General features: G+C 59.9%; 10 protein-coding genes. 2 read left to right on the forward strand and 8 right to left on the reverse strand.

What is annotated here, in order from left to right:
- Positions 1–3 precede the first annotated feature (3 nt).
- On the reverse strand, positions 4–2,220 hold the full coding sequence (locus CRO62_RS16600; protein WP_097103079.1) for a primosomal protein N': 2,217 nt from the start codon (positions 2,218–2,220) through the stop codon (positions 4–6).
- A gap of 144 nt (positions 2,221–2,364) precedes the next feature.
- Here CRO62_RS16600 and CRO62_RS16605 point away from each other — a divergent pair, with 144 nt between their 5' ends.
- Positions 2,365–3,312 (forward strand): tyrosine recombinase XerC, encoded by a 948-nt coding sequence (locus tag CRO62_RS16605; RefSeq protein ID WP_097100924.1) that lies wholly within the window; start codon positions 2,365–2,367, stop codon positions 3,310–3,312.
- Positions 3,313–3,392: 80 nt separating this feature from the next.
- Positions 3,393–4,487 carry a TraB/GumN family protein gene (locus CRO62_RS16610; protein ID WP_013636881.1) on the forward strand — a complete coding sequence of 365 codons (1,095 nt, stop codon included), beginning with the start codon at positions 3,393–3,395 and terminating at the stop codon, positions 4,485–4,487.
- On the opposite strand, the gene CRO62_RS16615 is transcribed toward CRO62_RS16610, so the two are convergent.
- From CRO62_RS16615 to CRO62_RS16645, 7 genes are all read right to left on the reverse strand, one after another.
- Complete coding sequence (locus CRO62_RS16615; RefSeq protein ID WP_323455507.1) at positions 4,471–4,869, reverse strand: DUF2867 domain-containing protein; 399 nt, start codon at positions 4,867–4,869, stop codon at positions 4,471–4,473. The genes CRO62_RS16610 and CRO62_RS16615 overlap by 17 nt on opposite strands.
- Before the next feature lie 259 nt (positions 4,870–5,128).
- Positions 5,129–5,629 carry a cytochrome b gene (locus CRO62_RS16620; protein WP_097100925.1) on the reverse strand — a complete coding sequence of 167 codons (501 nt, stop codon included), beginning with the start codon at positions 5,627–5,629 and terminating at the stop codon, positions 5,129–5,131.
- A gap of 112 nt (positions 5,630–5,741) precedes the next feature.
- Positions 5,742–7,148, reverse strand: a complete 1,407-nt coding sequence (lpdA, locus tag CRO62_RS16625) for a dihydrolipoyl dehydrogenase (RefSeq protein ID WP_097100926.1) — start codon at positions 7,146–7,148, stop codon at positions 5,742–5,744.
- A 64-nt stretch (positions 7,149–7,212) separates the two neighbouring features.
- Positions 7,213–7,857, reverse strand: a complete 645-nt coding sequence (locus tag CRO62_RS16630) for a LysE family translocator (protein ID WP_097100927.1) — start codon at positions 7,855–7,857, stop codon at positions 7,213–7,215.
- Positions 7,858–7,871: 14 nt separating this feature from the next.
- Positions 7,872–8,285, reverse strand: a complete 414-nt coding sequence (locus CRO62_RS16635) for an MAPEG family protein (RefSeq protein WP_003516731.1) — start codon at positions 8,283–8,285, stop codon at positions 7,872–7,874.
- A 68-nt stretch (positions 8,286–8,353) separates the two neighbouring features.
- Positions 8,354–9,586: a 2-oxoglutarate dehydrogenase complex dihydrolipoyllysine-residue succinyltransferase gene (odhB, locus tag CRO62_RS16640; protein ID WP_019566052.1), complete on the reverse strand. Its 1,233-nt coding sequence runs from the start codon at positions 9,584–9,586 to the stop codon at positions 8,354–8,356.
- A gap of 53 nt (positions 9,587–9,639) precedes the next feature.
- A complete protein-coding gene (locus tag CRO62_RS16645) occupies positions 9,640–12,636 on the reverse strand; it encodes a 2-oxoglutarate dehydrogenase E1 component (protein WP_097100928.1) in 2,997 nt (998 codons plus the stop codon).
- Positions 12,637–12,792: the final 156 nt, after the last annotated feature.

Below are 12,792 nucleotides of genomic sequence, written 5' to 3' on the forward strand. Positions count from 1 at the left end.
AGTTCAAAGGAAACTTTGCGGATCGATATCGAGCTGCACATGCACGCTGCCCCGTTCCTTCGGGCCATTGGCCAGAAGCGTTCGAAGGAAGGATTGCATGTCGGAATTGCGCCGCCCATGCACCAGCAGGCGAAAACGGTGCCGGCCACGGATAAGCGCCAGCGGCGCTTCCGCCGGGCCGAGCAGCATGATGCCCGTAACCTGCGGTGCTGCCGCCCTTAAACCCCGCGCATGGGTTTCGGCCTCCGCACGCGTATCGGCGGAAACGATGATTGAGGCAAGCCGTCCGAAAGGCGGCAAAACGGCTTTTTCCCGCTCCACGATCTCCCTTTCGTAGAAGGCAGATGCATCGCCGGACACGATTGCCTGCATGACAGGGTGTTGCGGCTGATAGGTTTGCAAAAGGCCGTGGCTTTTCAGCCCGGTTCGCCCGGCGCGACCGGTCACCTGCGAGAGCAGCTGGAACGTTCGCTCCGCTGCGCGCGGATCGCCATTGGCAAGCCCGAGATCGGCGTCGACAATACCGACAAGTGTCATAAGGGGGAAGTTGTGCCCCTTGGCAACCAGCTGCGTGCCGATGACGATGTCCGCCTCTCCCTTGACGATCGCCTCCAGCTCCAGACGCAGCCGCTTGACGCCCATCAGGTCGGAGGAGAGCACGATGGTGCGGGCCTCGGGGAAATGTTTCTCCACCTCCTCGGCGATCCGCTCCACCCCCGGGCCGCAGGCAACCAGATGGTCGAAGGTACCGCATTCCGGGCAATGGTCCGGCGTCGGCTCGTTGTGACCGCACTGGTGGCATTGCAGTTGATTGCGGAACCGGTGCTCCACCAGCCAGCTCGAACATTGCGGGCACTGGAAACGGTGACCGCAGACCCGGCAGAGCGTCAGCGGCGCGTAACCGCGACGATTGAGAAAGAGCAGGGACTGCTCGCCCTTTTCGATGGTTTTGCCGATGCCACGCAGGAGAACCGGCGAAAGGAACCCTCCCCTTTCCGGCGGATGGCGACGCATATCGACCAGATGCAGATCGGGCATCGCCGCATCGCCGAAGCGCGTATGCAGATGGATGGTGTTATAGCGGCCAGAACTGCCGTTGACCTGGCTTTCCACTGACGGCGTGGCGGAGACCAGCACCACCGGGAAATCCCCGATCCGGGCTCTGACGACCGCCATGTCGCGAGCATTGTAAAAGACGCGGTCTTCCTGCTTGTAGGCCGGGTCATGCTCCTCATCGACGATGATGAGGCCGAGATTGTCGAAGGGCAGGAACAGCGCCGAGCGCGCGCCGGCCACCACCTTCACCTCACCCGTCACCGCCTGTCGCCAGACCTTTTCGCGCATGCGCGGCGACAGGTCAGAATGCCATTCCGCCGGCTTGGCGCCGAAGCGGTCGTGAAAGCGATCCAGGAAGGCCGCCGTCAGCGCGATTTCCGGCAACAGGATGAGGACCTGCTTGCCTTGTCTCAGCGTTTCCGCCACCGCCTCGAAATAGACCTCGGTTTTGCCGGAGCCGGTCACACCATCAATCAGTGAAACATGGAAACCACCCTTGCGCACATCCTCGAGAATTTCCGATGCCGCCTGTTTCTGCGGGCCTTCCAGTCTCGGCTCCGCATAGTCAGGATCAGGCTCGGCCACAACAGGCGGCGCGGGCAGAAAAACCGTCTCGAATACGCCCTGCTTGACCAGACCATCGACAACGCTGGTAGAAACACCGGCGGCGTGGGCAAGGCCGCTCTTCGTCCAGCCATGGCCCTCGGCCGCCAGTTCCATCACTCTCTCGCGGGCGGGAGTAAGCCGCTCCGGCCTGCCTTCGGTCAGCCGCAGCCCCTCGATCATAGGTTCGGGATCGAAGGCGGCGGGCGCTCGAAGCGCCATGCGCGCCACAAGGCCGGGCGGAGAAAGCGTGTAGGCGGCAACCCAGTCGATGAAGCGCCGCATTTCCGCTTTCAGCGGCGGGCACTCGAAACTCCTGGTGATGGGCCGCAGCTTTTTCGGATCGACGCTCTTCTCTCCTGCATCGTCCCACACCACGCCGAAGACCTGCCGTGGTCCAAGCGGCACCTGAACGATGGAGCCGGTTTCCACCACCATATCGTCAGGCACGGCATAACTGTAGGGTCCCGGCGCCGGCATCGGCACGAGAACGGGCACCGTGCGCGTGAGCGACGGCGGGTCGAACAGAGCCCCAAACAGATCGGACGAATCTTTTGCCATGATGTGGCGAACATGCCCCGGCGGAATGAAAAAGGAAACCGCCCGGATGTAATGGCTGACCCCGGCAAAGTCCACGCCAGATGCAAAGCCCAGGCGCAAGCCTTAACCAAATACTGACCATAAGGGCATAGCGTTGGGAGAGGAATGGAGCGCCCCGTGACCGAAATTCTGACTTTTGCTACACCCGATCTCTTGAACGAGCGCCAGTCCTGGCTTGCCGCGATTGCCGGTGAACGCCGCCTTGCGGACAATACCGTCGAGGCCTATGAGCGCGACACTCGCCAGTTTTTGACATTCCTCACCGGTTACATCGGCAAGCCAGCTTCAATCGCCGATATCGCCGATCTGCGCCCGGTTGATCTTCGCGCCTTTCTGGCCAGCCGTCGCAGGGAAGGCGCCGGCGCACGCTCGCTGGGGCGGCATATGGCGGGCCTGCGCTCCTTTCTGCACTATCTGCAAAAGAAAGGTCTGGTGAATGCGGCCGGGGCCACCGCCATGCGCTCGCCGAAACAGCCGAAATCTCTGCCGAAACCGCTGACAGACCGGCAGGCGCTGAAAATCACCACCACCGAGGCGCAATTGAATGAAGAGCCGTGGATTGCCGCCCGTAACGCTGCGGTTCTCTCGCTTCTTTATGGCTGCGGTCTTCGCATCTCCGAGGCGCTCGGGCTGGCTCCGGCCGATTTCACGCCCGGCGCCCGCAGCCTTCGCATTACCGGCAAAGGCAACAAGACCCGTATGGTGCCCTTGCTGGCGGTGGTAACGGAAGCGGTTGAGGCCTACAAAAAGCTCTGCCCCTATCATCTGGCTGCCGACCAGCCGCTATTCCTCGGCGCGCGCGGCGGCAAGCTGCAACCTGCCATTATCCAGCGCGAGATGCAGAAGTTGCGTGGCGCTTTCGGCCTGCCGGAAAACGCCACACCGCATGCGCTGCGCCACTCCTTCGCCACCCATCTACTGGCCGGCGGCGGCGACCTGCGCACCATTCAGGAACTGCTCGGCCATGCCAGCCTCTCCACCACGCAGATCTATACCGGCGTCGATACCGCAAGATTGCTGGAAATCTACGATAATGCCCACCCGCGCGCATGAAGCAGGAAATGCTTAACCATAGTCATTAATCAGACGTCCAAGCCGCCGTTCTATAAGTGGACTAGAACCGGATGGTACCTATGCAAAGCCTGATAAAGCCACAAAATCTCACCGCCACCCTGATGGGCAAGACCGGCGACACCCTGCTCTGGTTGCTCGCCGCGCTGCACGTCACTGCTGTCGCAATCCTCTTCGCGACGTTGCTATCGTTGGGTGAGGCGCAAGCCGCCGAACAGGAGATAAGCTGCACGGGCAGCGATATTCTCGTGGAGATGCGCAAGAGCGACCCGCAGGGCTTCGCGAAGATCGAACAGGAAGCGGCAGCTATCCCGAACGGCAAGGGCAACTTCTGGCGCATCGAAAAAGCTGGAACGGCACCGTCCTTTCTTCTCGGCACCATGCACGTCACCGATCCACGTGTTCTCGGCATGCCAGCCGCCGCAACACCCGCGTTTGAAAAAGCCGCGACGGTCATCGTGGAATCGGACGAAATCGTCGATGACAAGAAAATTGCGGCATCGCTGCTGACGAGACCCGACCTCACCATGTTTCTAGACGGCAAGTCGATCACCGACATCCTGTCACCCGAAAATGTCGCACGCCTTGAAAAGGGTCTTAAGGAGCGCGGCATTCCGCTGAGTGCCGTTTCGCGAATGAAGCCATGGATGCTGTCGAGTTTCGTCGCCCTTCCCGCCTGCGAATTTGCCCGCAAGGCCACTGGCCTGTCTTTCCTGGATAAGAAGCTCGCTGAAGATGCGGTCGCGGACGGAAAGCATCTTGTCGGGCTGGAGACCATGGTGGAGCAGCTTGCGGCCATGTCTGAGCTGCCAATGGAGTTTCATTTGCAGGCGCTGATCGAAACGCTCGAATTGGGCGACCGAATGGACGACATCATGACGACAATGACCGATCTTTATGTCAGTGGTGATATCGGCATGACCATGCCCATGCTGAAGAGCATCGACCCCAAGAAAGCGTCTGAAAATGACCAGGGCTATGCCGCCTTCGAGCAACGCATCATCACAGATCGCAACCACGTCATGGCGGAGCGATCGGCCCCTGAGCTTGCCAAAGGCAATGTCTTCATGGCCGTCGGCGCTTTACACCTGCCGGGCGAAGAAGGCGTAATTGAACTCCTGCGTGCGCAGGGCTTTACCCTCACACGGGTCGACTGATCCACTCATCTCCGATCCTGACGGGCCGGACATTGGCGCAAAACGGCCGCATCGTCGCCGGCACGATGCGACGATGAAACGGCCCGACGACGAAAAGATAGAGACGCCCGAACAGGTTCTTGCGCCGGACGATAGTGGTAACCTTCACGATCTGCCGACCAGGCTCCTGTTCCACATCGACGACGATACGGAAATCGAGATGGTTGTCGTCAAAGCCGAGCACGGTCCGGTCCGCAGTAGACGACAGCACGGGAAATCCGCCCGCCGAAGTACCCGCCGCCAGTTCGACCGTTCTGAGACCGAAAAGCGATACGAGATGGTTTCGAAGCGCCATAAGGCCGCTGATCCATGCCGGAGGATGATCGAGGAGAAGTCTGCTCACATCGAGTGAACTCGATGCGGGCCGTCACCATCTCTCCTTCAAAGCAATCCCGCCAGTCGGCGCCCGGCAATATGTCTTCGCTATCCCGCATCCCAGAACCCCATTGCCGCCTTGTGTGGCGAGGCTCATCATCATTTATTTCCAATCATCCGGGAACGTGACAAACCGCCGCTAATGGCAGTTCGAACGGGTTTCGCTTCAGAAAATATGAAGAGACAGAGAGATAGAGCGTCTTCGCTTTTGGAAAAGCGGGAATGCGTTAGCCGTGCGTCATACGCTTCAGAACATTGGTGCGCCAGTAGAACTGGTGAACCAGAACCGCGGCGACGTGGCCGGCAATCAACACCCACATCAGCCCCTTGAACGGCCCGGAATGCAATTCTCCTGCTACTTGCGCGCCGAAATAATAGGCCGCAATGCCCGACAATGGCAGGGCAAAAAACAGCGCGTAAAAGGTGAAATGCGCGACCTTCGCGGCGATTTGAGAAGCGCGCGGTTCATTGGCGGGATGCGGCGGCACCCCCTGGAAAAACCGCAGACAGAGCCGCAGAACCGCAAGGGACAGGACGGCAAAGCCGACATAAGCGTGAATATTGGCCGAAGAGATCTGGTCCGGCGTCAGCGTTTCACCCCGCCGCATCAACCGATACGCATGGGCCATGCCGTCCGGAAACAACAGGTTGAAGAAGATCAGAAGCGCCATCGTCCAGTGAAGGATACGCTGTGGAACGGAGAAGGAAACTTGAGTGGAGGACGCCATTTTATTGCCTTTTATCAAAAGGTTAGACAGGCTATGGCGCAACTATGCTGAACCCCGGCCTGCATTGCAAGCCGGGGTTCGCTTTATGGCTGAAATTTAATATTGGCTACAATCACATATGGATCGGCTTGAAGAAAGTTGCCAGCGCCGCTTCCTTCACCGCTTCCGACATGGTCGGATGCGCATGGCAGGTACGGCCGAGATCTTCCGAGGAACCACCGAATTCCATCAGCACGGTGATCTCGTGGATCATTTCGCCAGCGCCGAAACCAACGATATGGCCGCCGAGAACCCGGTCGGTTTCCTTGTCAGCGAGGATCTTCACGAAACCATCAGTCACCTGCATGGCGCGGGCGCGACCATTGGCGGTGAAGGGGAACTTGCCGACCTTGTAGGCGACGCCAGCGGCCTTCAGTTCTTCTTCCGTCTTGCCGACGGAAGCGACTTCCGGCTGCGTATAGACCACGGCCGGAATGACATCGTAGTTCACATGGCCGCGCTGGCCGGCGAGAATTTCCGCAAGAGCGACGCCCTCGTCTTCCGCCTTATGTGCCAACATCGGGCCCTTCACCACGTCGCCGATGGCGTAGATGCCATCGACATTGGTCTTGAAGTGGCCGTCGATTTCGACACGGCCGCGGCTGTCGAGCACGACACCGGCTTCCGCAAGGCCGAGACCCTCGGTGTAGGGCTTGCGGCCGGTGGAGATCAGCACAACGTTGGCTTCCAGCGTTTCAGCCGCGCCACCCTTGACCGGCTCGAACACCACCTTTGCGCCAGTGCCAGTTTTTTCAACGCCCGTCACCTTGGCACCGAGCTTGAAATCGAGACCCTGCTTGGCCAGCAGACGCTGAGCCTGCTTGGAGACTTCGCTGTCCATGCCGCCGAGAATGGTGTCGAGATATTCGACGACGGTGACCTTCGCGCCAAGACGCGACCAGACCGAACCAAGCTCGAGGCCGATGACACCGCCGCCCACAACGATGAGCTTTTCCGGAACCTTGGAGAGCGCAATCGCGCCAGTGGAGGAAACGATGACGCTTTCATCGATATCCACCTGAACGCCGGGGATGCCCGCAACATCAGAACCGGTGGCAATGACGATGTTCTTGGCTTCGATTTCCTGGCTCTCGCCCTTGTCGTTGGTGACGGAGACCTTGCCGGCGGATACAACCTTGCCCGTGCCCTGGAAGGCATCGATCTTGTTCTTCTTGAACAGGAAGGCAACGCCGTCGACATTGGCTTTCACCACGCCGTCCTTGTGCCCCATCATCTTCTCGAGGTTCAGCTTCGGAGCGGCGACTTCGATACCAAGCGTATCAACGCCATGGGCCACATGCGCGAAGGTTTCGGAAGCGTGCAGCAATGCCTTGGAAGGAATGCAGCCGACATTGAGGCAGGTGCCGCCATAGGTCGCGCGCTTTTCGATCACTGCGACCTTCAAGCCAAGCTGTGCCGCCTTGACCGCGCAAACATAACCGCCGGGACCCGTACCGATTACAACTACATCATATGCCATGTTTCTGTTCCTGATTGATTGCGGGCAGGATTTTGAACCGCCCTGCTTCCGTTTGACCTGAAACTCAGGCCGCTTTTTCCGTTGCGAGTTTTATACCGAGAGCGATGAAGACCACGCCACTGGTGCGGTCGATCCATTGGCTGGCGCGCTGAAAAGCTGCGCGCATGCGAGGCGTCGTCATGAACAGGCTGACGCCGACAAACCACAGGATAAGGCAGCTTGCCATGACGAGCCCATATCCGAACTTGATGCCAACAGGCGTATGCGCGTGAACCACCGTCGAAAAGATCGACAGGAAGAAAAACACCGGTTTGGGGTTGAGCGCGTTAGCGGCAAAACCGAGCGCGAAGGCCTTCAAGGCAGTCTGGCCGCTTCTGGCCCGAACGCCATCTTCGCCTTCCGCAGCCGGCAATTCGGTCTTGCCAGCGCGCAGCGCCTTGATGCCGATATAAATCAGATAGGCGACACCCAACCACTTGACGATGTTGAAGAGATAGATCGACTGGGAAATGATGAGACCAAGTCCAAGGATCGTATAGGTGACGTGGAACATCAGGGATGTGCCAACACCGAAGCTGGTGATGATGGCCTGCTTGCGCCCATGCACCATGGCCTGACGCATGACCATCGCCAGATCGGCGCCGGGAGAAACGATCGCGAAAAAGAAGATCGCCATCAGAGATGCAAGTTCGATCAGATACTGATGCATGGGAAAATCAACCTCTAAAACATCAACACGAAAAGCATCAGCCCAAGACCGAGCATCGAACCGAGCCAGACCAGCGAGCGGATATAGGGCACACCGGCGAGATAAAGTGGAATATAGACCACCCGGCAGATCAGCCAGATCAAAGCGCCGGTGAAGGCCAGCCCGGACGGATCGCCGGCCATGATGACACCGAAGGCGAGCGCGATGAAAGCGGGATAGGTCTCGCGGAAATTCGCCGAGGCACGCGCGGCGCGTCCGGCAACCCTGCCCTCCGGCTTCTTTTCAGCATCCCGCGGACCGGCATTCCAGTCCAGCCCGAATTCCCGCGTTGCCGTCATTCCCTGCAGCGCAATGTGAGCGGCCAGCAGCAGAACGCTGAGCCCGATCAGCGGCAAAAAGGGTGACGCGGCAAGAAATGTCGGCTGCACTTTCGCTCTCCTGATGGCATTTCAGCGGGATCGACTTGAAACCCCGCTGAAACGAAAAGCAAGACCGATCAGAGATCGAGAACCAGACGTTCCGGATCTTCGAGGCTTTCCTTGACGCGAACGAGGAAGGTCACGGCTTCCTTGCCGTCAACGATACGGTGATCGTAGGAGAGCGCAAGATACATCATCGGACGGATGACGACCTGACCGCCGATGGCGACCGGACGCTCCTGGATCTTGTGCATGCCGAGGATGCCCGACTGCGGCGCATTGAGGATCGGCGAGGACATCAGCGAGCCGTACACGCCACCATTGGTGATGGTGAAGGTGCCGCCCTGCATGTCGGCCATGCCGAGCGAACCGTCGCGCGCTGCCTTGGCGAGGCGGCCGAGTTCCTTTTCGACACCAGCGATGGAGAGCTGGTCGGCATCGCGAATGACCGGAACGACGAGACCCTTGTCGGTGCCGACAGCCATGCCGACGTGACAATAGTTCTTGTAGATGATGTCCGTGCCGTCGATTTCAGCGTTGACGGCAGGCAGTTCCTTCAGCGCGTGGGTCACGGCCTTGGTGAAGAAGCCCATGAAGCCCAGCTTGACGCCGTGCTTCTTCTCGAAAACGTCCTTGTAGCGATTGCGCAGATCCATGACGGCGCTCATGTCCACCTCGTTATAGGTGGTCAGCATGGCGGCCGTGTTCTGTGCATCCTTGAGGCGACGTGCGATCGTCTGGCGCAGGCGGGTCATCTTGACGCGCTCTTCGCGAACCTGATCCTGCTCGGCCGAAACCGGACGGGGAGCAGCAGCAGCGACCGGAGCGGCGGCAGGTGCCGAAACACCCTTGGCAACAGCGGCGAGAACGTCGCCCTTCAGAACCTGGCCACGCTTGCCCGAACCGTCGACCTGATCGGCGGAAAGGTTGTTTTCAGCAAGCAGCTTGCCGGCGGCCGGTGCCGGCGGCATGGCGCTGCCAGCAGGAGCGGCGGCCACGGCTGCGGCAGGTGCCGGTGCAGCAGCAGGCGCAGCAGGCTTTGCCGCGGGGGCAGAAGTAGCAGCGCCGGCAGCACCTTCGGCGATCTGGCCGAGAAGGGCGTCGAGACCGACGGTTTCGCCGTTCTGCACGACGATTTCGGTCAGCACGCCGGAGGCAGGCGCCGGAACTTCGACGGTAACCTTGTCGGTTTCGAGTTCAACGAGAGGTTCGTCGGCCTTGACGGTATCGCCGACCTTCTTGAACCAGGTGCCGACGGTCGCTTCGCTGACGGATTCGCCGAGGGTTGGTACGCGGATTTCAGTGGCCATGATCTAGTTCCGTTATTCGGGTGTCTTTTTTGCGGGGCGATGCGGGAGAGTTCTCACTCTCCCAGCGCGTCTTCCAGGAACGCAGCAAGCTGCGCCAGATGCTTGGACATCAGGCCGGTCGCCGGAGAGGCGGCAGCCGGACGGCCCGTGTAACGGACCTTCTGGTACTTGGCGTCGATATGCGCCAGAACCCATTCAAGGTAAGGATCGATGAACGACCACGCACCCATGTTCTTCGGCTCTTCCTGGCACCAGACCATTTCCGCGTTACGGAAACGGGAAAGCTCGTTGATGAGCGCCTTGGCCGGGAACGGATAGAGCTGTTCGACACGCAGCAGGTAGATGTCGTCGATACCGCGCTTTTCACGCTCCTCGAGCAGATCGTAATAGACCTTGCCCGTGCACATGACGACGCGGCGGATCTTCGAATCCTTCTGCAGCTTGATCGGACCATCCTTGATGACCTCCGCATCGTCCCACAGGAGACGGTGGAAGGAGGATTCGCCTGCAAGCTCCGCAATCGATGAGGTGGCGCGCTTGTGACGCAGCAGGGACTTCGGCGTCATCAGGATCAGCGGCTTGCGGAAGTCACGCTTCATCTGGCGGCGCAGGATATGGAAGTAGTTAGCCGGCGTCGTGACGTTGGCAACCTGCATGTTGTCTTCGGCGCACATCTGCAACCAGCGTTCCAGACGGGCGGACGAATGTTCCGGACCCTGGCCTTCATAACCATGCGGCAGAAGGCAGACGAGACCGGACATGCGCAGCCACTTGCGTTCACCCGAAGAGATGAACTGGTCGAACACCACCTGGGCACCGTTGGCGAAGTCGCCGAACTGGGCTTCCCAGAGCGTCAGTGCGTTCGGGCGGGCAAGCGAATAGCCATATTCGAAACCGAGAACCGCTTCTTCCGAAAGCATCGAGTTGATGACTTCGTAACGGGCCTGCGTCGGCGAAAGATTGGCAAGCGGGATGTAACGCTCTTCGGTTTCCTGATCATAGAGAACCGAGTGGCGTTGCGAGAAGGTGCCGCGTTCGCAATCCTGACCGGACAGACGGATCTTGTGGCCGTCTACGACCAGCGAACCGAAGGCCAAAGCCTCTGCCATCGCCCAGTCCAGCCCCTCGCCGGTCTCGACCATCTGGGCACGGTTTTCCATGAAGCGCTGGATCGTGCGGTGTGCGCTGAAGCCTTCCGGAATGGTCGACAGCTTCTTGCCGATTTCCTTCAGCTGCTTCATCGGCACGCCGGTCTTGCCACGACGCTGCTCATCGGCATTGTCGGCGGCGCGCAGACCGGACCACTGACCATCCAGCCAGTCGGCCTTGTTCGGCTTGTAGGACTGGCCTGCCTCGAACTCCTGCTCGAGATGGGCGCGCCAATCGGCCTTGATCTTCTCGAAATCGCCTTCGGTGATCAGACCTTCCGCAATCAGGCGGTCGGCATATATGCGGGCGACAGTCTTGTGGCCACGGATGACCTTGTACATCTTCGGCTGCGTGAACGCAGGCTCGTCGCCTTCGTTATGGCCGAAGCGACGGTAACAGAACATGTCGATGACGACAGGCTTGTGGAACTTCATGCGGTATTCGGTTGCAACCTTTGCCGCATAGACGACCGCTTCCGGATCATCACCGTTAACGTGGAAGATCGGCGCCTCGATCATCTTGGCAACGTCGGACGGATAGGGCGACGAGCGCGAGAAGGCCGGGTTCGTCGTGAAGCCGATCTGGTTGTTGATGATGAAGTGCATGGTACCGGCAACGCGGTGACCGCGCAGGCCGGAGAGGCCGAGAATTTCGGCAACCACGCCCTGACCCGCAAAAGCGGCATCGCCGTGCAACAGGAGCGGCAGCACCTTTGCGCGTTCCGACAGCGGAATGATGTCGCCGTCCCATGTCTTGGCAAGCTGGTCCTGCTTGGCGCGGGCCTTGCCCATGACGACAGGGTTGACGATTTCAAGGTGCGACGGGTTTGCCGTCAGCGAGAGGTGAACCTTGTTGCCGTCGAATTCGCGGTCTGAGGAGGCACCGAGATGGTACTTCACGTCACCGGAACCTTCGACGTCATCAGGCTTGAATGAACCGCCCTTGAACTCGTGGAACACGGCGCGGTGCGGCTTGCCCATCACGTTGGTCAGAACGTTCAGGCGGCCGCGGTGAGCCATGCCGAGCACGACTTCTTCCAGACCGTCCTGGCCGCCGCGCTTGATGATCTGCTCAAGTGCCGGGATCAGCGATTCACCGCCATCGAGGCCGAAACGCTTGGTGCCCTTGAAACGCACGTCGAGGAACTGCTCGTAGCCTTCGGCTTCGACGAGCTTGGACAGAATGGCCTTCTTGCCTTCCGGCGTGAAGTCCACACCCTTGTCCGGACCTTCGATGCGTTCCTGGATCCAGCCCTTTTCTTCCGGGTTGGACATATGCATGAATTCGACGCCGAGCGTCGAGCAATAGGTGCGCTCGAGGATATCGACCATTTCGCGCACGGTCGCGTATTCGAGACCGAGGACGTTATCGATGAAAATCTTGCGGTCGTAGTCGCTTTCCTCGAAGCCATAGGACTTCGGCGAAAGCTCGTTATAGTCCTCAACGGCGCTGGCGATGCCAAGCGGGTCGAGCTTGGCGTGCAGATGGCCACGCATCCGGTAGGCGCGGATCATCATGATGGCGCGGACGCTGTCACGGGTCGCCTGAAGCACTTCGGCCGGGCTGACGGCCTTGCCGGTATCGGCGCTATTGGCCTCGGCTTTCGCCTGAACCTTCTTCTCGATGGCCTTCTCGACCGTAGCCCAGTTGCCATCAAGCGCCGATACCAGGTCGCCGTTTGCCGGGATCGGCCAGTTGGCGCGCTTCCAGGAGGCGCCCTTGGCCGCCTTCTTCACGTCTTCCGGATTGTCGGACAACGCCTTGAAGAAGCTCTGCCACTCCGGCGACACGGAAGAGGGATCCTCTTCGTACCGGGCATAGAGCTGCTCGATATAGGCTGCATTCGCGCCGTCCAGAAACGACGTGATCTGAAACTGCTCGTTCGCTTCTTGCCTTGCCATTGTGTTCTTGCGGACTTGTCCGTCCGCCTCCTCGATGCCGTTAGGGCCGTTTATCGGCCTGCCGCTTGATTATTGCTGTCTGCCGCCGGGGCGGTATGCCGTCTGTCTGTCGTTCTTTGCGGCTTCGGGCAGCGTGGCGTTAAAGCCGCACCGCCC

This window comes from Rhizobium sp. AN6A, assembly GCF_900215635.1.
GTDB lineage: Bacteria > Pseudomonadota > Alphaproteobacteria > Rhizobiales > Rhizobiaceae > Agrobacterium > Agrobacterium tumefaciens.

Coding starts and splice junctions, on each gene's coding strand:
- CRO62_RS16600 (WP_097103079.1), bottom strand. CDS start 2,220: ATGGCAAAAGATTCGTCCGATCTGTTTGGGGCTCTGTTCGACCCGCCG.
- CRO62_RS16605 (WP_097100924.1), top strand. CDS start 2,365: ATGGAGCGCCCCGTGACCGAAATTCTGACTTTTGCTACACCCGATCTC.
- CRO62_RS16610 (WP_013636881.1), top strand. CDS start 3,393: ATGCAAAGCCTGATAAAGCCACAAAATCTCACCGCCACCCTGATGGGC.
- CRO62_RS16620 (WP_097100925.1), bottom strand. CDS start 5,629: ATGGCGTCCTCCACTCAAGTTTCCTTCTCCGTTCCACAGCGTATCCTT.
- lpdA (WP_097100926.1), bottom strand. CDS start 7,148: ATGGCATATGATGTAGTTGTAATCGGTACGGGTCCCGGCGGTTATGTT.
- CRO62_RS16630 (WP_097100927.1), bottom strand. CDS start 7,857: ATGCATCAGTATCTGATCGAACTTGCATCTCTGATGGCGATCTTCTTT.
- odhB (WP_019566052.1), bottom strand. CDS start 9,586: ATGGCCACTGAAATCCGCGTACCAACCCTCGGCGAATCCGTCAGCGAA.
- CRO62_RS16645 (WP_097100928.1), bottom strand. CDS start 12,636: ATGGCAAGGCAAGAAGCGAACGAGCAGTTTCAGATCACGTCGTTTCTG.